Below are 17,758 nucleotides of genomic sequence, written 5' to 3'. Positions count from 1 at the left end.
TGGATTCTTCTACGCTGCAAGGGCTGGCTGTTGATAACCATAGTGGACTTCATTAGGGCGTCGGTAATCGAGCGCAGAGTGTCGGCGCCGACTATTGTAAAACCCCTCAATATAGCGGATCACGTCGCTGCGGGCTTGTGATTTCGTCGCGTAAACGGTCCGGTAGACACGCTCGTTCTTGAGCATCGAGAAGAAGGATTCCGCCATACTGTTATCCCAACACACGCCCGTGCGGCCCATCGATGAGCGCATCCCCAAGCCGGTCACCAAGGCCCGAAACCCGGCCGAGGTATACACGCTGCCGCGGTCGGAATGCCAGATCGCGTCCGGCTCTATCAGGGTCGTTGCGGCGGCGTTGTTAAGGGCGTCGGCGACGAGTTCGGTGCGCATGTGATCGGCGATGGACCAGCCGACGACCTTCTTGGAGTAGCAGTCAATGACGGTGGCCAGGTAGATGAACCCTTGCCAGGTGTGGATGTAGGTGATGTCGCCGACAAACTTCACCCCGGGGCGAGTGGCGGTGAAGTCACGGTTGACGAGGTCGGGCATGTTGGCCGCAGCCAAGGCGTCGGCCTCGGTCGTGACCCGGAATGGCCGGGGTTGGCAGGCCACAAGGCCCTCCTGGCCCATGAGCTGCCGCACAAGTTCGGGTGAACATTCAGTCTGCTCCGCGGCGAGGTCGGCGTGGATCCGACGATACCCGTAGGTGCCTTCAGACTCCTCGAAATAGTGTTGGATCCGCGCTATCAGGGCCTTCCGGCGAGTGGCAGTCGCCGATTGCGGGCGCGTCAGCCAGTGGTAGAAGCCGGACGTCGAGACGCCTAACCAGCGGCACATCTTCACGACCGAATTCAGGTTGGCGGGCTCAGTTTTTTGGGAGTCGATGTATTCGTACTTGCTCACTACCGCTGCTCCCGCGCGAAGTAAGCGGCCGCTTTTTTTAAGAAGAGAGTCTCGGCTCGAAGCTCCTGATTTTCCCTCTCGAGCTCCTTCAAGCGAGCCCGTTCCGGCAACGTCAGGTCCGTCTCGGTGCCCCCGTTGGCCTCACGGTATTTGTTCAGCCAGTTGCGCAGAGTCTCGGGGCCGACACCGTAAGCGGTGGCAACATCCCTGATGGGTCTGGACGTGTTGATCACCTCACGACACAACTCGTCTTTGAACTCCTGGGTGAAACGCCGGCGTGCTGCAGTCATGCTGATCTCTACTTTCAGTAGACCCCCATTTTAAGAGGGCCCACTGTCCGAAAACTCCACAGCAGCTCAATTCCTTGTCAACGTTCCGGTCGGAATTCTGGCCATAGTGCTCGCGCTGCTGTGGTTTCCCCGCCCGCTGCTGAACGCGAGGTCGTCCGGCCGGGCCGGAGTGCAGGAAGCCACCCGGGACGCGGCGAAGGAAATGACTTACGACGACGTGAAGGAAGGCCGCCGGCGTTCGGCGGCTCCGGCGTCGGACCAGCCACGCCAACTGGATCCTGTGGGAGCGGTCCAGCTCGGCGTGGCCGTGCTGGCCCTGCTGCTGCCCTTTGTTGAGGCAAGGGCAAGCTCTTCCGGATGGCTGTGGGCACTGCTGCCGGTCGCACTTGTGCTCGGCCTGTGCTGGGTGCTGTGGGAGCACCGGTATAAGTCCAGCGGTCGCAGCCCGATGGTCGATCTGGCCATTTTCAAAACCCGCAGTTTTTCCGTCGGCACGTTGCTGATCGGCCTGTACTTCCTGGGGATCACCAGCGTCTGGGTTCTGGTGGCGCAGTACATGCAGGAGGGCTTAGGGCATTCGGCCCTCGAGAGCGGCACCATCGGTCTGCCCAATGCGGTCCTTTCCGCGGTGACGGCGAATATGGCCGGGCGGCGCGTCTTCCGCTATGGCAGGAAACTTGTGGCCGCCGGCATGGTCAGCGTCTTGGCGGGCCTGGGACTCAGCGTCCTGGTGATCGAGCTTCATGCGCACGGCACCGTGAGCGAATGGTGGTTGCTGGCAACGCTGGCGCTGGTCGGTGCGGGGCAGGGCGCGGTGGTCAGCCCGAATCAGACCCTGACACTGGCCGAGGTCCCGCTGCAGTATGCGGGCAGTGCCGGCGGCATCATGCAGACCGCGCAGCGTGTTGGGACGTCGGTGGGGATCGCCCTTGTGACGGCCGTCGCTTTCACCGTCTTGGCCAGCTCCGACTGGGCACAGGCGATCACCGCCGGCTTCGGGCTGATCGGCGCCGTCATTGTCTCGGCCCTGCTGGTGGCGGTGCGCGACGTACGGTAGGGGCGACGCATCGGCGCCTGATTTTGGCACGCCGGATCGGGCACGCCTGAGCGGGGCAGTCGACGGCGTCTGCCGTCGTCGCGCTTCTGCGCCGTCGCTTCACTGTGCCGGTCCGGCCATACCAGCTCTGCAGATTACCGCCATCCCCGGGAACGTCCTGGCCCTTCCTGCCACCGTCAAACCTTCGGCGTGCCGGCCGGTGGACCCTTCGGCCGGTAGCGTCGGGTGCGTTTCGCCAGCCATTCTTCGCGGTAGGCGTCCGTCTCGCGTGCCTTCTTGTTGCCGGCCGAAACTCCAAGCCATGAACCTATTCCAGAGCCAACCCCTGCGAGCGCATATCCCCAGCCGCAGTACATAGACGCCGCGACGCCGATAACCAGAACAATGATAGCGAACAGAACAATCTTGGTTCTTCTGCTCACGGTGTTCCTTATACCCGGGCTCCTCTGCTAGTCCTTGGCCAGAATGTCATCGGCCAGCCGGACGAGTTCCGGTGCGGCGTCTGCAGTAATCGCGGCGCCGGTTTTGGTGGCGGTCGCGGCCAGGGTGCCTTTGAGTGCTGTGACGGTCAGCGTGGTCTGGGTTCTCCCGTCAGCCGTGGTCTGGGTGGCCAGCGCTCCGAATGACTTGTCCCCGCTGGTTTTGACCTCAACCGGCTGGATCTGACTGGTGATCTTTTGGCCACCGGCTTCGATGGTAAAGGTGGCACACTGGGCGGCGGCTTCGTTGGACTTTGCGAGCTGGCCGACCATGATCTGTGGATCCTTGACGGCAACGACGGTGACAACGACGGCGGTCTGCTCCGCTGCCGATTGGCTGGTCCCGCCGGCGTAGGTGCTGCCCTCGGGGATCTGTCCGTTGTCGGCGGCAAATACATTACAGGCCGCCGGAGTGACGACCGCACTTTGGAGCAGCTGGCGGGCCTTCGCGATGCCCTGGTCCACTTGTGCCGCCGGGATTACCGAAAAGGGTTGCCCTTGGGCATCCTTCAAACCAGAAAGCAAGGTGGCCAGTTCTTCATTGGTGTGGGTCTCCGGAGTACTCGTGGCAGCCGGCGTGGGCGTGGAGCTGGACACAGCCGGGGAAGGGCCCGCGGCGGCTGCGGAGGAATCCGCCCCCGGAGCTCCGCCTCCGCACCCCGCTAAGGCCAATGCCAGCACCCCGGTTGCGGTGGCGATCATCAACGGCGCCGTGCGTCGTTGGAAGCCCTGCCGTTGCAATCCACTGTCTTGGACGCCACTGATTTGGAATTTACTGCCTTGGAATCCTTGGAATCCTTGGAATCCTTGGAATCCTTGTGGTGGCTGCGCGCTCCGTTGTTTCATATGCCGGCCCTCCGGATCGTAAGTGACGTCGATAGGGAAAACGTACATTCTCAGTAGGGTGAAAAATATAGGTACTTCGGCCGAAAGAGTAGGTACCCGGGTGGGAGGGTTGGTGACCTTGAGCGGACGGACCTGCACGTCCGCCATTGCGCCGCCGTGGTGTTTGTCTCGATAGCCGTAAGCCTGTGGGTTGCCCGTCCTGTGAGATGCCCGTTGGGTCCGGCGACTCCCATTCCGGGGCCGGCAACCGGAGATTCCGAACCGCGAACCGTTGGATTGAAACCGTATTAGGACTAGCCTGAAGACGCATCGTGCAGGCATAACCACACTGGGAGATGAATATGACTGATAACACCTATCGCATCATCGAGGTCGTCGGAAGCTCGACCACGGGCTCCGACGACGCCATCGCGAACGCCGTCGAGCGGGCGAGCAAGACCTTGGAGAATCTGGATTGGTTCGAAGTGATTGAGGTCCGCGGCCATATTAAGGACGGCTCGATCGAGCACTACCAGGCGCACATCAAGGTTGGGTTCAAGCTCAACGGGCCGGCGGCATAGTTGGGTTCAACGGTCCGGCATAGTCTCCGATAGCCGCAGGATGTCCTTGACCAGCCGTGGATCGCCTCAACTCTCGCACCGCGCTACCAGCAGCATAGGCAAGATCGAACCTGCACGGCGCGCCGGGGGCATTGCTAAGCCTGCGATCGTCTGTCATCAGCGGGAGGTCGGGGCACACCGCCAAGGCCACGTAGAGCGCACCGACGGAGCCAGGAGGAACTGCTCCTGGCGGATTCTCTCTTAGCCGGCCAGGAATTCGATCGCGGCGTTCTTGAAGGCCCGTGAGGTGACGGCGTTCGTGTGGTTGCGGCCGGGGAGCAGCACCTGTTCGCTGAGGCTGCTGAGGGCCGCCAGGTCCCCCATGGTCGCGGCCCTTTCATCCTTATCTCCGGCAATGAGCAGCATCGGCATCTTCGGCACCGCCTCGGCCGGATCAAACGGCTCGAGTTTAGCCGCCTCGATCAGGGACAAGAGGGAGAAGAGGTTATTGGACGGCAGTAGTTGCGCCATTTTCAGCAACGCGGCAGTGGACGCATCCGCAATGGGCGTGCCGTCCGCCAGATACTGCTGAGCCGCAGGAAGATCAAAGGCAGCCAGCGGATCCAGCCCACCCGCCCCGCCCAGCACCAGACGGTGCACTAGCTCGGTCTGTGTGGCGCCGAATTCCCAGGCCAGTCGGGACCCGAGGGAATAGCCGATTACATCGAGCCCCGTGGTGGTGTCACCGTCGTGCAGCGGGCGAACGCCGCGGTCGGAAACGAGTTGCAGGATATCCGCCCGGATCCGGCTGGGCGTGTATGAATCCAGGTCGTCGGGTGCGGCGCTTCCGCCGTGGCCGGGCAAGTCGACGGTGATGACCCTGCGGCCGGCGCTGTTCAGCGCACTCAGCCAGCCGGTGTCGGCCCAGTTCAGTTTTGCGGAGGAGGCGAATCCGTGCAGCAGCAGCACTGGGCGCAGGCCCGCATCGGCTGCCGGCTCATACGTCTGGATGTACAGCTGCGGATCCGTGCCCTCGACGGTGTGGCCGGGGAGCTGCGCGGAGTGCCTGCCGTGAGTTTCCATTCGCCTGGCTCCTGTGCGTTTCGGTGGAATCGTTCCATGTCCGAGTATTCCATCTTTCGTTCCGGTTCAAGTCCGGTGAACCGTCCGCATCGTCCGCATCGTCCGCTGTCGTCCGCGTCACCCAGCCACCCGCCGTCGGCAACCGTCCGCCGTCGTGCTTAATCGTCCTCCGGCGGCGCAGTGAGCCGGACGCGGCGCCGGGGCGCCTCTTCGACCGGCACGGTTCCCACGATCCCCGCCGTGTTGTCCGGAACCTCAAAGACAATCAGCGGCTCACCGACGGCGATGGTGCCGCCGGGCTCGCCATGAATGCGCACTACCTTGCCGGCCTGCGGTGACGGCAGTTCCACCGCGGACTTGGTGGTCTCCACCTCCACCAGCGGCTGATTGCGCTCCACCTGATCCCCGGGCGCCACCAGCCACTCCAATACGGTGGCCTCGATCAGGCCTTCACCGAGATCCGGCAGGGGGAACGAAATTTCAGCCACGGCGGTACTCCAATACGCGTTGCATGCCGAACAGGATCCGGTCAATGTTGGGGATGTATTCGTCTTCAAGATCGCCCGACGGGTACGGCACATCGAACCCGGTGACCCGTTCCACCGGTGCCCTGAGCGTGCCGAAGCAGCGCTCGGTGACCAGAGCTGCGACTTCGGCGCCCAGTCCGGCCGTCAGCGGGCCCTCATGGACGACGACGGCGCGCCGGGTTTTGGTGACGGAGGCCGCCAGTCCTTCGGCGTCGATCGGTTTGAGCCAGCGCAGGTCCAGCACCTCGACGTCGATGCCGTCTTCGGCGGCCAGCTCGGCTACCTGCAGGCAGCGGGCGACCATTGCGCCCCACGCGATCAGGGTGAGGTGTTGGCCGGTGCGGACGACTTTGGAACCGAGATTGTCGTTGGCAGCGTTGGCAGCGTTGGCAGCGTTGGCAGCGTTGGCAGCCGCAGAGGTGTCGCCGACGCCGGCCGCGGCGTCCGCACCCTCGTCGAACCCGCCGCCGTCGAACCCGCCGCCGTCGAACGCGCCGCCGTCGAACGCGCCGTCGTCGAACACCACCACGCCCTTTTGCCAGTAGCGCGACTTGGGCTCCATAAACACGACGGGGTCAGGCAGGGACGCGGCGTACTTGAGCTGATGGTAGGCCTCGTGCGGGGACGACGGCGAGACCACCTTGAGCCCGGGCACGTGGGCAAAGAGCGCCTCTAGGCTTTCGCCATGCAGCTCGGGCGCACGGATGCCGCCGAAGCTGGGCACACGCAGGGTCACCGGCATGGGCAGAGTGCCCCGGCTGCGGTAGTTCATCCGGGCCAGCTGGCAGACGATCTGGTTCACCGCCGGGTAGGAGAAGCCGTCGAACTGGACCTCGGGGATGGGGTGCAGACCGGCCATGGCCAAGCCGACGCTCATCCCGAGGATGCCGGACTCCGCCAGTGGGGTGTCGAAAACCCGGGCGGCGCCGAACTCGGTTTGCAGGCCGTCGGTGATCCGGAATACTCCGCCGAGCACACCCACGTCTTCACCCAGCACCACGGCCTTCGGGTCCCCGGCCAGGATTTCACGCAGGGCCAGGTTCAGTGCCTGCTGCATCGACATGGTTTCCGTGCGGCCAACGGGCTGAGCGTTCCCGCCGGCAATCGGCTCCAAATTGTGCCGCGCACGGACTCTGTCCGGAGCGTCGCTCAGGCGCCCGTCCACGCCCTGAACGCCCAGCTCGGCCGCCCCCGCGTCCGCCGCCCCGGCGACCTCGACGTTGTGCCGGGCGGCCTCCAGATCGCTGGAATGAACGTTAATCTGATCGGTTGGGGTGTTAGACATGTTCGGACTCCTCGCGCCAGCGCCGTGCCTGTCCGGCCAGCGCCGGGGTGGATTCCTGGAAAACAAAATCGAACATTTCGGTGCCGGGTCTGGGGCCCAGCGCGGCCACCCCGGCCCGGATCTCCTCCTCTTCCGCCTTTGCCGTTTTCAGTGCCTCGGTGAAGAAGGCATCATCGGCGAGTCCCTCGGCAAGCAGACGGTCCCGGAGCACAACGAGCGGATCCGTGCCCGCGTCCGTGCTTTCCGCTTCCAGGGTTCGGTACCGGCCCGGATCGTCGCTGGTGGAATGCGGCCCGCGGCGGTACGTCATGGCTTCGATAACCATGGGGCCTTTACCGGCGCGGCAGTGTGCCAGCGCCGTGCGCATGGCCCGGACGACGGCCACCACGTCGTTGCCGTCGATCTGCAGCGACGGTATCCCGTAGCCGGCGGCGCGCGCGGCGACGGATCCGCCGGCCACCTGTCGTTCGGTGGGTACGGAGATGGCCCAGCCGTTGTTCTGCGTGAAGAACACCACCGGGGCCTTCATCACGGCGGCAAAGTTCATTGCCTCATGCACATCGCCCTGTGAGCTGGCGCCGTCGCCGAAGTAGCTTACGGCCACGCCCTGCTTTTCCGGCGGAAGGCCGGAGAGTTTCTGCCCGTGCGCCCAGCCGACGGCGTGCAGCACTGACCCGGCCACAACGGCCTGGATGGGAGCCATTCGGGACTTCACCGGATCGTAGAGCCCGCCGTGCCAGCTTGCTTGATGCGTGGACATGTAACCGATCATGTCCACGCCCATCGCCCGGGCCACACCCATTTCCCGGTACGTCGGGAAGGCAAAGTCGCGATCAAGGTCGACGGCGAACCCGCTGCCAACCTGCGCGGCTTCCTGTCCCAGCTCGGGGGCATAGCCGGGGATCAGCCCCTGCCGTTGCCAGCCGACGGCGGACGTGTCCAGATGACGGACGGCGGCCATGAGCCTGTACAGTTCGCGCAGTTCGTCGCCCGTAAGGTCTGCACTGCCGGGGCCCGCATAGGTGAGCTCCGCGCCGGACCTGGCGCCGTCGTCGACCATCAGATTCCGGCCGGACGGGAAGAGGAGGTCTTCATGGCTTCATCCTTCGACGGGTGGTTACGGCGTGTGGGTCAAGTGGGGCGTGCGCGCCATTGAGCACGCCTTCCACCTGTGACCGTAGTCACCCCGGGCAGCGTGCGCAATCTGAATGACACAGCGGCATCAAACTGCACAATTTTAGGTCCATCGGGGCGCTGGAGGTTGACAAATTGTCCAGGTCGAAGCCAGGGGGAGGAGCGCGCACCGCCGATGCCGGTCCGCCCGTCTGAGCTGCCCCGGGTCATTCCCCTAGGACGTCGTAACTGTCATCATTAGGTGATAGATAGGGTGCAGGCGAGGCGGGTCCTATGCGAACGACTCTTAATTTGGACGACGAGTTGCTGGCTCAGGCCCGGGAGCCCACAGGAATCAACGAGCGGTCTGCTCTGCTTCGTGAAGCATTGACGGCGCTGATCGCCAGGGAAAGCTCCAGCCGGCTGTCCCGTCTGGGGGCTCCGATCCGGAAGCCTCCGCGGCGCCACGCCGGCGGACCGGGTAGCAGGAGTGAACATTCTGGTCGACATCAGCGTCTGGATAGATCATCTTCGCACCGGCAATAGGGTGCTGCTGCAAGTCTTGATGGCTGCCAGGGTCATTACCCATGAAGGGATTATAGGGGAATTGGCGCTGGGGAATCTGACCCGAAGAGACTCGTTTCTTCATTCCCTGCAAGGTCTTCCACTTGCGGTGCCGGCTTCGCACCGGGAAGTAATGCTGCTGATTTCCGCGAACCGGCTGCAGGGCCGAGGTGTCGGGCATCCGGATGTCCACCTGTTGGCTTCGGCGCGACTGACCTCGGATGCCCGGCTCTGGACGCACGACAAGCGGCCGGCCGCCGTCGCCGAGGAGCTCGACATAGCTTTTAGGCCCTAATTGCCTCGCGTGTTGGCTCCCGAAGACTTAATTTACCCCGGGGCAGGGGACCGGCCCGGTTGGCTTTCAGTGCGCGGAGCGCACCTGTCGACCCAGCCGGCAGGCGGCGGCGATGGCGGCGACCAAACAAAAGGTTCCGTTCAGCTGCACGCGGCTGTCCTCGCCGATGAAGCCGACGACGAAAATGACCACCAGCAAGAACAGACCCAGCAGGGTCAGGGCCGGGAACGCTTTCATCCGCAGCGGCAGGTCAGTCCCCTCCCGGTCCGCCCGCCGGCGCAGGACCAGCTGCGAGAGCAGGGCCGATCCCCAGACCATCAGGCAGGTGGACCCGACCAGATTCAGCAGGGCCGGCAGCACTTGCTCCGGAAACAGCAGTTCGAGCACCGCTGCGGCGAAACCGAACGCCACCGAGACGGCGACGGCGAGGCGGGGGACCCTGGCCTTGCTGAGTGTGGTCAGGAAGACCGGAGCCTCGCCGCGGCCTGCCAGGGAGAACATCATCCGCGAGGCACCGTACAGGTTGGCGTTCAGCGCCGAGAGCAGGGCGGCGACGGCGATCAGCGTGATGGCCGTTCCCGCGCCGGGGATGCCGGCCAGGTTCAAAACGCCGCCGAACGGGGAGCTCAGCTCCTCCGAATCCCAGGGCAGCACGGTGGCGATGACGAAGATGGAACCGATGTAGAAGACCAGTATCCGCCAGACAACTGTCCGGATGGCCAGGCCCACGCTGTGCGCCGGGTTCTCGGTCTCGGCGGCCGCGACGCTGACGATTTCGGTGCCGCCGAAGGCGAAGACCACGACGAAGAGACCGGTGGCGATGCCGTTGAGCCCGTTGGGCGCGAACCCGCCGTTGCCGGTCAGATTCGACAGGCCGGGGGAGGCGACGCCGGGCAGCCAGCCGAAAATCAGCGCGGCGCCAATGAGCAGAAAGAGGACGATCGCGCCGACTTTCAAAATGGCAAACCAAAACTCAAATTCCCCATAATTTTTTCACGCCCGCCAGGTTGACGGCTGTGAAAACCACCATGAACGCCAGCGTCAGCAGCCACGCCGGAACAACGGGCCAGATGCTGACCAGCAGGGCGGCGGCACCCAGCGCTTCGGCGGCAAATAACGACGACGAGCTGCAGCCACCATAACCAGCCCACCGTCGATCCGGCCGTCCGGCCCAGGGCTTTTTCGGCGTAGACGGAAAAGGCCCCGCTGTTGGGGTTGGCGGCCGCCATCTCACCGAGGGCCCACATCACCAGGATGATCAGGGTGCCTGCCACCAGATAGGAAATCAGCACGGCGGGCCCGGCGGCGTGGATGCCGGCGCCGGAACCCAGGAAGAGTCCCGCTCCGATGGCACTTCCGAGTCCCATCATAGTGAGCTGGCGTGGCTTAAGGCTCTGGCCCAGACCCGCGGTGGCGGGTGCAAAGGCAATGCTCGACTTCGTTGTCATCTTGCGGTGATCCTTCCGTTCGTGAGTCCCTCAATATCCTGCGGCCGGTCTATTGAATTTATCGCTTCCCGGCGATCCGTCGGACAGCACCGTGGAACAATGATCGCAAGCTGTACAACGCACCGGCGGTATGTCGACAAATTGCCCTGCGTCTGGTGAACAACGGAAGGTTTGTGATGGGCATTGACGCTTTGGATGCCAAAATTGTGCGTCTTTTTACGGATTCACCCCGGATTTCCGTGCTGGAGGCTTCCCGCGTCCTGAAGGTAGCGCGGGCCACAGTGCAGTCGCGGCTGGACCGGATGCTGGAAACGGGCGTGATCGGCATCTGGGCGCCGCAGCCCGACCCCGCTGCCTTCGGCTTTCCGGTCGTGGCGTTCTGTTCGCTGACCATCAACCAGGATTTGGGGCACGACGCCGTCGTGGCGGCTCTGGCGACGATTCCGGAAATCCTGGAGATCCACACTGTGTCAGGCGGCAGCGATCTGATGACCAGAGTGGCGGCCCGCTCCAACTCGGACCTGCAGCGGGTGCTGGACGCCATGATCGCCACCAAATCGGTGCGCCGCTCCGCATCGGTCATGGTGCTCAACACCCATTTCCAGGGCCGGACCCTGCCGCTGCTGGAAGCCGCCGCGGAAACGATCTGAAGCGCCGGCGCTGCGTGGCTCCCCCGATGGTGCCGCGATATGGTCGCCTCAGATGCTCGCCGGAAGCGGGCTCGTTCGTGACCTTGTTTTGATTTCCGTTTTGATTTCCGCGTTTCCGGCCGTAAACTTAGTTCAGGTCAAAAAGACTTTAACTAACTGCCGGCTTCCGGCGGAGGCGGTGAGCATCATGGTACCTCCGGATTTTCTGATCTCCGCGAACGTCTCCGAACGCCTGGAGCAGCCTCCCTCGCTCGCCATTTCAACCGTCATCTTCGCACTGCGCCCCAGTGAATCATCGGGTCGTCCCACCCTGTGGCTTCCGCTGGTGAGACGGATCCGCGAACCTTTCCGGGGCCGCTGGGCTCTTCCCGGTGGCCCGCTGACGCAACGGGAGTCGCTGCAGGGCGCGGCGGCGCGGAGTCTGCAGGAGACCACGCGCCTGGTGCCGCAGTATCTGGAACAGCTCTACGCCTTCGGCGGCCTGCACCGCTCCCCGAGCCAACGCGTCGTTTCAATTGTTTATTGGGCTTTGGTCCAGCCCACCGAGGCGGCACTGGCGGAGGAATCCATTAACGTGAAATGGTTCCGTGCCGATCAGCTGGAACCACTGGCCTTCGATCACAACGAGATTGTCGACTATGCGCTCTGGCGGCTGCGCAACAAAATGACCTACGGCACGATTGCCTACCACCTGCTCGGGGAGAAATTTACGCTGGCACAGATTCGCGAGGTGTATGAGGCCGTGCTGGACCGCACCCTGGATCCGGCCAATTTCCGACGGCAGCTCACGGCGGATCCGCAGATCGAAGCCACCGGGGAATACCTGCAAGGCGGCAAGCACCGGCCGCCCCGGCTCTACCGCTATACCGGCGCAGACCGATCAGACGCCGCCGGACCAGACGCCGCCGGACCAGACGCCGCCGGACCAGACGCCGCCGTAACAGGGACAACCGGACCAGACGGCGCCGCATCAGGGACCGACGGATCAGACGCCGTGGCTCCTGCCGCTGTGGGTGCACACACCGTCGTGGATCCCATCCACTGACACGTAACCACTTCATCCCCTGCAACCCCTTCGAGCGATTCAACCCTTCAAATCCGTCAGACCAAGGAAGCCCCCGATGTCATCAGTCAATGCTGCAATTGCGCTCATCACCCGCCAAGATGCGACCGTTCCGGCCCTGGACGCCGCGGGTCAGCCGGTTGCCCCGGCCGCAACCTGCGGTCCGGATCTGGCCACCGCCCCGTGGGAGTTTGATCTTGCCGAAGCGCTGGCCGGGACGCCCGGCTACGGACCCGGCGCGTCGTCGTCGGACGTGGCGCCTACCGCGACGCCCCGGCAGGGGCAGCTGCCGCAGGAATACAAAGACGCGAGCGACGCCGAACTGGAGGCCCGCATTTTGGCTGCCAAGGCGGAGCTCGGGGAACGCGTCGTGATTTTGGGCCATTTCTACCAGCGGGATGAGGTTATCCGGTTTGCCGATTTCGTCGGGGATTCCTTCCAGCTGGCCAATGCGGCCAAGGCCAAGCCCGCTGCGGAGGCGATCGTTTTCTGCGGTGTGCACTTTATGGCGGAGACCGCGGATATGCTTTCCGGCCCTCACCAGTCCGTGATTTTGCCCAACCTCGCCGCAGGCTGCTCGATGGCAGACATGGCGGACATCGAATCCGTCACAGCCTGCTGGGAGCGGCTTGAGGAGCTTTACGGCACAGAGCCCGACGGCGGCGGTCGGGTTCCGGTGATTCCGGTGACTTACATGAATTCCTCCGCCGCACTCAAAGCCTTTTGCGGTGAACATGGCGGCATCGTCTGCACCTCATCCAATGCGGCCACCGTGCTGGACTGGGCATTTGAACGCGGGCAGCGCGTCTTGTTTTTCCCGGACCAGCATCTTGGGCGCAATACCGCCAAGGCCATGGGCGTGCCGCTGGAGAAGATGCCCATGTGGAGCCCGCGCCAGCCCTGGGGCGGCACCGATGAACAGACGCTGCGGGACGCACGCGTGATTCTGTGGCACGGATTCTGCTCGGTGCACAAGCGCTTCAACGTCGGCCAGATCGAAAAGGCCCGGTCCGACTACCCCGGCGTCCAGGTAATAGTGCACCCGGAATGCCCTATGCCGGTGGTCGACGCCGCGGATGCGGCCGGTTCCACGGACTACATTCTCAAGGCTGTCCGGGCGGCGCCGGCCGGCAGCACATTCGCCATCGGCACGGAGATCAATATGGTCAACCGGCTGGCGGCCCAGCATCCGGAGCACACCATTTTCTGCCTGGATCCGGTGATCTGTCCCTGCTCCACCATGTACAGGATTCACCCGGGCTACCTGGCATGGGTGCTGGAAGGGCTACTGCGCGGGGAAGTGCTCAACCGGATCACGGTTCCGGAATCAATAGCGGTGCCGGCACGGGTGGCACTGGAGCGGATGCTGGCGGCGAAGCCGTGACCACCTCGGGAGCGGGGAATGCTGGGGGAGCGGGGAGCGCGGCCGCGCGCCGGATCGTCGTCGTCGGCAGTGGCATCGCCGGGCTTTACGGCGCCCTGCTGGCCGCGGAGGCAGGTGACATGGTGACCCTGCTCACCAAGGGCGCGCTGGAGCAAAGCAATACCCGCTTTGCGCAGGGCGGGATCTGCGCCGTGCTCGGGTCCAATGACGCTGCCCCCGGGGACTCGGTGGAGGCGCACATCGCGGACACGCTTAAGGCCGGCGCCGGGCATTGTGACCCGGAGGCCGTGCGGATCCTGTGCACGGAGGCGAAGGACGATATTGCCCGCCTGGAGAATTTCGGAGTCAACTTTGACATCGACGCTTCCTCCGGCGGCCGTGCGCTGGGCCTGGAGGCGGCGCATTCCGCGGCACGGATTCTGCACGCCGGTGGTGACGCCACCGGGGCCGCTATCGCGCAGGCGCTGATCGGCGCCGTGCTGGCACGTTCGGCCGACGACGGGGAGCTTCCCCGCCACGGTCTTGCAGGTGGCAGGCTTTCCGACTGTGCGGAGGAGCGCGGGACATGGCCGGGTGCCGGCCGGATCGCCGTGTTGGAGCATGCCTTTATGACGGAACTGACGTCGACGGGAGGCCGGGTGGACGGCGTCAGCTACCTTCACGACGGCGCGGCCCATCAGGTGCAGGCCGGCGCCGTGCTGCTCGCCACCGGAGGCGCCGGCAGGATGTTTGAATACACAACCAATCCCTCTGTTGCCACCGGAGACGGTCTTGCTGCTGCCTGGCGTGCCGGAGCGGTGGTTACCGATACCGAGTTCTTTCAGTTCCATCCCACGGCGCTCGCGGTTCCGGGTAATTTTATGATCTCCGAGGCTGTCCGGGGGGCGGGAGCAGTGCTGCGGGACAGCGCCGGACACCGGTTCATGCCGGACTACCACCCGGACGCCGAGCTGGCGCCCCGGGATGTAGTGTCCCGGAGCATCGCGCTGCACCTGGCCGCCATTGGTGCCGATCCGGATGCCACTGTTTTTCTGGACGCGACCGTCGTGGAGACGACGCGGGGCGCGGGCTACCTGGCCTCGCGGTTCCCCACCATCGACGCCGCCGTACGGCGTCTTGGTTTCGACTGGACCCGAGAGCTACTTCCGGTCATCCCGGCGGCACACTACTGGATGGGCGGTGTGGCCACGGACCTGCTCGGTCGTACCTCCCTGCCCGGACTCTATGCAGCCGGGGAGGTGGCCTGCACCGGTGTCCATGGAGCGAACCGGCTGGCCTCGAATTCCCTGCTGGAGGGGCTCGTTTTCGCCCGGCGGGCGGTGGCCGACTTTACAGCCTCCGACTTCACGGGGGCCGGCAGTAAAGACGACTTCGTGGCTTCCGGCCTAGCGGGGGCGGACCTCGCTGGGGGACGCATCGCCGCCAGGGCCATCGACTGTTCATACGATGGGGCTACCCGCTCCGAAACAGTGATTGCAGTGCATGCACTGCAATCACTGCATGCGCTGCATGCAGGATCGGAAACGGGATACGACTTCGAGGTGGCCGAGCTGGGACGGTTGATGGCCCGCAGCGCGTCGGTTATCCGCGACGGGGCCGGTCTCGACATTGCAGCCAAGCAGCTGGACGGCTGGGCGGCAACAGCACCGTTAGCCGCATGGGCAGCAGTGCCAGTGGGATCTCAGACTGCGAAATTCGAAACGGCGGAGCCTGGGAGGGCCGGGAGGAAAGCGGTCCACATGGACCCCGCGAAATTGCCTGACCAGCAGGAGTTTGAGCGCTGGAATCTGCTCACCGCGTCCCGGCTCTTGGTCCATGCCGCAGGACACCGAACGGAATCCATAGGAGCGCATTTCCGCAGTGACCATTCGGGCGCAGACGCCGCCGCACGCCCGGAAAAGCCATCCCGTGCTTTCTGGGTGAGGCGAAATGACTGGGACGTTTCTGGCACAGGCGGGTCACAGGCGCCGGACCCAGGCGCCGGGCATGACGTCAGGATCAAGGAAAGCGAGCAATTATGAATGCCATCGACCCGGGAATTCTGCCCGAGCCGGCCGTCCGGAAAATCCTGCAGGCAGCGCTGGAGGAGGACGCGCCCTATGGTGACATCACGTCCGCGGCTTTGGTGCCCGCGCGGGCCATGGCAACGGCCTCTCTGGTGGCCCGAGAACCGGGCATCTTCAGCGGTGGCGACGTTTTTGCGGCAGCCATGCGGCTGACAGATCCATTCGCCGAGGTTGAGCTCCTGGTGGCCGACGGGCAGGCCTTTGCAGCGGGTGCCCGGCTGGCAACGGTCACGGGGCTGGCCCAAGCGGTGCTGACCGCGGAACGGGTGGCGCTGAACCTGACCCAGCGGATGAGCGCGATTGCCACCTCGACGGCAGAGTACGTCCGGGCGGTGGAGGGAACCAAGGCACGGGTGACGGACACCCGGAAAACGACCCCGGGCCTGCGCGTGCTGGAACGCTATGCGGTCCGTTGCGGCGGGGGCCACAACCACCGCTTTTCCCTCTCCGACGCGGTCCTTGCCAAGGATAACCACCTGGCGGTGCTCACCGGGACGGACCCGGGAGGGCTGACCAAGGCGCTCTCCGGCGTCCGGGCGCGCTTGCCTCACACGGTACATTTCGAGGTGGAGGTCGATCGGCAGGATCAAATCGAGCCGGTGTTGGCCGTCGGAGTGGACACCATCATGCTGGACAACTTCGCGCTCGATGAACTGGAGGCCGGAGTTCGTCAAGTGGCCGGGCGGGCGCTGGTTGAGGCGAGCGGCAATGTGAATCTCACAACGATCGCCGCGATCGCCCGCACAGGTGTGGACATCATTTCCGTCGGCGCGCTCACGCACAGCGTCCGTGCCTTGGATCTGGGGCTGGACATCAACGTCAATGTCGAGCCGGGCGCCAATGGCAAGGGCAGCGTAGGCAGTAACGGGCTCCCGGTGAACCGGCCAGAGCCCCGGCTCCCTGCCCCCAGTGGCATGGACGGGTAGGGACGGCATGATTTTCCTGGATGCGGCGGCCACCACGCCGGTCCGGCGCGAAGCGATTGAGGCGATGTGGCCTTACCTTACCGGCCAGTTTGGGAACCCTTCGAGCCATCATGGGCTGGGAGAGACAGCGGCCGCGGCGCTGGCGGATGCGCGGGAAGAGGTTGCCTCCCTGCTCGGCTGCCTGCCCGGCGAAGTGATATTCACCGCAGGCGGCACCGAAGCTGACAATCTGGCGGTCAAGGGCATCGCGCTGGCCCGCCATGCCGCGGAACCGGCGCGACGGCGGGTGCTGATCAGCGCCGTCGAGCATCCTGCGGTGCAGGAATCCGCCGCCTATCTGCAGCGCTGCCACGGATTCTCTGTCGACGTTGTTCCGGTGGACGCCGATGGGCGGGTGGATCCGGCGGTCTTCGCCTCGCTGCTGGGTGGCGGGGACGGTGCCACTGGCGTACGTGGCGCCCACAGCCACGACACCGGAATCGATGTGGCCTTGGCCAGCGTCATGTACGCGAACAACGAGATCGGTACCGTGCAGCCGATCGCGGAGCTGGCAGCCGTGGCACGGGCGGCCGAGGTGCCGTTCCATACCGACGCCGTCCAGGCGGCTGGCTGGCTGCCGATTAAGCCCGGGCTGTTGGGAGTCGACGCGCTCAGTATGTCCGGGCACAAACTGGGGGCACCGAAGGGTTCCGGGGTCCTCTACCTGCGCGGGCGGGTCCACGCCGAGCCGCTGCTGCACGGCGGCGGTCAGGAACGCGGAGCGCGTTCCGGCACCGAAAATGTTGCATTTGCGGTGGCTTTCGCGGCGGCGCTTCGGCTGGCCGAGGCCGAGCGCCCCGCTGCAGCGGCACGTGTCGCCGCCCTCCGCGAGGCCTTCATCGCGGACATTCGACACCGCATTCCCGGATCCGTGCTGACCGGCCACCGGACCGAACGGCTGCCCTCGGTTGCATCGTTCTGTTTTCCGGGAACCAGCGGGGAATCCGTGCTGCTGGAACTGGAGCGCCGGTCCATCCTGTGCTCCAGCGGATCGGCCTGTGCCGCGGGTTCGGACGAACCCTCGGCCGTGCTGACAGCGTTGGGGATCCGCAGCGAAGTAGCCCAGACAGCGGTCCGTTTCAGCTTCAGCAGCGCAATCACGGAGGCCGAGCTGCGCACGGCCGGGGACGCCGTCGTCGGCGCTCTGGAAACCATCGGTCGGCTGCAGCCTGGCAGCCGCTGACGAACGGGCCCTCCGCCG

17 protein-coding genes and 1 pseudogene are annotated in these 17,758 nt (G+C 64.9%); 10 read left to right on the top strand and 8 right to left on the bottom strand.

Features of this window, described 5'->3' with window-relative positions:
- Window positions 1–9: 9 nt before the first annotated feature.
- Window positions 10–1,193 (bottom strand): IS3 family transposase gene (locus ACLLJI_RS13470; RefSeq protein ID WP_434612585.1). Its coding sequence is split into 2 segments (ribosomal slippage): window positions 10–953 and window positions 953–1,193, totalling 1,185 coding nucleotides; the frame shifts between segments, so codons are not numbered across the junction.
- 106 nt (window positions 1,194–1,299) lie between these two features.
- Here ACLLJI_RS13470 and ACLLJI_RS13465 point away from each other — a divergent pair.
- Window positions 1,300–2,250 (top strand): MFS transporter, encoded by a 951-nt coding sequence (locus ACLLJI_RS13465; protein WP_434613053.1) that lies wholly within the window; start codon window positions 1,300–1,302, stop codon window positions 2,248–2,250.
- Window positions 2,251–2,426: 176 nt separating this feature from the next.
- Here ACLLJI_RS13465 and ACLLJI_RS13460 read toward each other — a convergent pair whose 3' ends face one another.
- Together ACLLJI_RS13460 and ACLLJI_RS13455 are read right to left on the bottom strand one after the other, a co-directional pair.
- Complete coding sequence (locus tag ACLLJI_RS13460; RefSeq protein WP_434613050.1) at window positions 2,427–2,672, bottom strand: hypothetical protein; 246 nt, start codon at window positions 2,670–2,672, stop codon at window positions 2,427–2,429.
- A 27-nt stretch (window positions 2,673–2,699) separates the two neighbouring features.
- Window positions 2,700–3,431 (bottom strand): hypothetical protein, encoded by a 732-nt coding sequence (locus ACLLJI_RS13455; RefSeq protein ID WP_283560346.1) that lies wholly within the window; start codon window positions 3,429–3,431, stop codon window positions 2,700–2,702.
- Window positions 3,432–3,916: 485 nt separating this feature from the next.
- Between ACLLJI_RS13455 and ACLLJI_RS13450 the strand changes: the two genes are divergently transcribed.
- Entirely contained in the window at window positions 3,917–4,135 is a 219-nt protein-coding gene (locus ACLLJI_RS13450) for a dodecin (RefSeq protein WP_434613047.1), read from the top strand.
- 240 nt (window positions 4,136–4,375) lie between these two features.
- Here the strand turns inward: ACLLJI_RS13450 and ACLLJI_RS13445 are convergent, their stop codons facing one another.
- The 4 genes from ACLLJI_RS13445 to ACLLJI_RS13430 form a co-directional block, all read right to left on the bottom strand.
- A complete protein-coding gene (locus tag ACLLJI_RS13445) occupies window positions 4,376–5,197 on the bottom strand; it encodes an alpha/beta fold hydrolase (protein ID WP_434613044.1) in 822 nt (273 codons plus the stop codon).
- 158 nt (window positions 5,198–5,355) lie between these two features.
- The gene (locus ACLLJI_RS13440; RefSeq protein ID WP_434613041.1) at window positions 5,356–5,685 is read right to left on the bottom strand and encodes a biotin/lipoyl-containing protein; all 330 of its coding nucleotides are present in this window, start codon (window positions 5,683–5,685) and stop codon (window positions 5,356–5,358) included.
- Window positions 5,678–6,787, bottom strand: coding sequence for an alpha-ketoacid dehydrogenase subunit beta (locus ACLLJI_RS13435; RefSeq protein ID WP_434621526.1), 1,110 nt, complete (start codon window positions 6,785–6,787; stop codon window positions 5,678–5,680). Before ACLLJI_RS13435 ends, ACLLJI_RS13440 begins: the two co-directional genes overlap by 8 nt.
- A gap of 214 nt (window positions 6,788–7,001) precedes the next feature.
- On the bottom strand, window positions 7,002–8,069 hold the full coding sequence (locus tag ACLLJI_RS13430) for a thiamine pyrophosphate-dependent enzyme (protein ID WP_434613038.1): 1,068 nt from the start codon (window positions 8,067–8,069) through the stop codon (window positions 7,002–7,004).
- A gap of 347 nt (window positions 8,070–8,416) precedes the next feature.
- On the opposite strand from ACLLJI_RS13430, the gene ACLLJI_RS13425 reads away from it, so the two are divergent.
- On the top strand, window positions 8,417–8,668 hold the full coding sequence (locus tag ACLLJI_RS13425; RefSeq protein ID WP_434613035.1) for a type II toxin-antitoxin system VapB family antitoxin: 252 nt from the start codon (window positions 8,417–8,419) through the stop codon (window positions 8,666–8,668).
- Window positions 8,613–8,981, top strand: coding sequence for a type II toxin-antitoxin system VapC family toxin (locus ACLLJI_RS13420; protein WP_434621762.1), 369 nt, complete (start codon window positions 8,613–8,615; stop codon window positions 8,979–8,981). The genes ACLLJI_RS13425 and ACLLJI_RS13420 overlap by 56 nt, the downstream gene beginning before the upstream one ends.
- Before the next feature lie 66 nt (window positions 8,982–9,047).
- Here the strand turns inward: ACLLJI_RS13420 and ACLLJI_RS13415 are convergent.
- Window positions 9,048–10,429 (bottom strand): annotated as a pseudogene (locus ACLLJI_RS13415) (amino acid permease).
- Between the two features lie 176 nt (window positions 10,430–10,605).
- Here ACLLJI_RS13415 and ACLLJI_RS13410 point away from each other — a divergent pair.
- The 6 genes from ACLLJI_RS13410 (at window position 10,606) to ACLLJI_RS13385 (ending at window position 17,740) form a co-directional block, all read left to right on the top strand.
- Entirely contained in the window at window positions 10,606–11,079 is a 474-nt protein-coding gene (locus ACLLJI_RS13410) for an Lrp/AsnC family transcriptional regulator (RefSeq protein WP_434613032.1), read from the top strand.
- Window positions 11,080–11,266: 187 nt separating this feature from the next.
- A complete protein-coding gene (locus ACLLJI_RS13405; protein WP_434621523.1) occupies window positions 11,267–12,124 on the top strand; it encodes an NUDIX hydrolase in 858 nt (285 codons plus the stop codon).
- A 76-nt stretch (window positions 12,125–12,200) separates the two neighbouring features.
- Window positions 12,201–13,526 (top strand): quinolinate synthase NadA, encoded by a 1,326-nt coding sequence (gene nadA / locus ACLLJI_RS13400; RefSeq protein ID WP_434613029.1) that lies wholly within the window; start codon window positions 12,201–12,203, stop codon window positions 13,524–13,526.
- Window positions 13,523–15,547, top strand: a complete 2,025-nt coding sequence (locus tag ACLLJI_RS13395) for an L-aspartate oxidase (RefSeq protein WP_434613026.1) — start codon at window positions 13,523–13,525, stop codon at window positions 15,545–15,547. The genes nadA and ACLLJI_RS13395 overlap by 4 nt, the downstream gene beginning before the upstream one ends.
- Window positions 15,544–16,518 carry a carboxylating nicotinate-nucleotide diphosphorylase gene (gene nadC / locus ACLLJI_RS13390; protein ID WP_434613024.1) on the top strand — a complete coding sequence of 325 codons (975 nt, stop codon included), beginning with the start codon at window positions 15,544–15,546 and terminating at the stop codon, window positions 16,516–16,518. The genes ACLLJI_RS13395 and nadC overlap by 4 nt, the downstream gene beginning before the upstream one ends.
- A 7-nt stretch (window positions 16,519–16,525) precedes the next feature.
- A complete protein-coding gene (locus ACLLJI_RS13385) occupies window positions 16,526–17,740 on the top strand; it encodes a cysteine desulfurase family protein (RefSeq protein WP_434613021.1) in 1,215 nt (404 codons plus the stop codon).
- The last annotated feature ends 18 nt before the right edge of the window (window positions 17,741–17,758 follow it).

It is taken from the genome of Arthrobacter sp. A5, from assembly GCF_051131705.1.
Taxonomy (GTDB): domain Bacteria; phylum Actinomycetota; class Actinomycetes; order Actinomycetales; family Micrococcaceae; genus Arthrobacter_M.
This window is presented reverse-complemented; position numbering and strand designations above follow the sequence as displayed.

What these genes read in the sequence shown, in the direction of transcription:
- ACLLJI_RS13430 (WP_434613038.1), bottom strand. Translation starts at nt 8,069, where the DNA reads ATGGTCGACGACGGCGCCAGGTCCGGCGCGGAGCTCACCTATGCGGGC.
- ACLLJI_RS13445 (WP_434613044.1), bottom strand. Translation starts at nt 5,197, where the DNA reads ATGGAAACTCACGGCAGGCACTCCGCGCAGCTCCCCGGCCACACCGTC.
- ACLLJI_RS13455 (WP_283560346.1), bottom strand. Translation starts at nt 3,431, where the DNA reads ATGATCGCCACCGCAACCGGGGTGCTGGCATTGGCCTTAGCGGGGTGC.
- ACLLJI_RS13450 (WP_434613047.1), top strand. Translation starts at nt 3,917, where the DNA reads ATGACTGATAACACCTATCGCATCATCGAGGTCGTCGGAAGCTCGACC.
- nadC (WP_434613024.1), top strand. Translation starts at nt 15,544, where the DNA reads ATGAATGCCATCGACCCGGGAATTCTGCCCGAGCCGGCCGTCCGGAAA.
- ACLLJI_RS13385 (WP_434613021.1), top strand. Translation starts at nt 16,526, where the DNA reads ATGATTTTCCTGGATGCGGCGGCCACCACGCCGGTCCGGCGCGAAGCG.
- ACLLJI_RS13435 (WP_434621526.1), bottom strand. Translation starts at nt 6,787, where the DNA reads ATGTCGATGCAGCAGGCACTGAACCTGGCCCTGCGTGAAATCCTGGCC.
- ACLLJI_RS13405 (WP_434621523.1), top strand. Translation starts at nt 11,267, where the DNA reads ATGGTACCTCCGGATTTTCTGATCTCCGCGAACGTCTCCGAACGCCTG.
- ACLLJI_RS13425 (WP_434613035.1), top strand. Translation starts at nt 8,417, where the DNA reads ATGCGAACGACTCTTAATTTGGACGACGAGTTGCTGGCTCAGGCCCGG.
- ACLLJI_RS13410 (WP_434613032.1), top strand. Translation starts at nt 10,606, where the DNA reads ATGGGCATTGACGCTTTGGATGCCAAAATTGTGCGTCTTTTTACGGAT.
- nadA (WP_434613029.1), top strand. Translation starts at nt 12,201, where the DNA reads ATGTCATCAGTCAATGCTGCAATTGCGCTCATCACCCGCCAAGATGCG.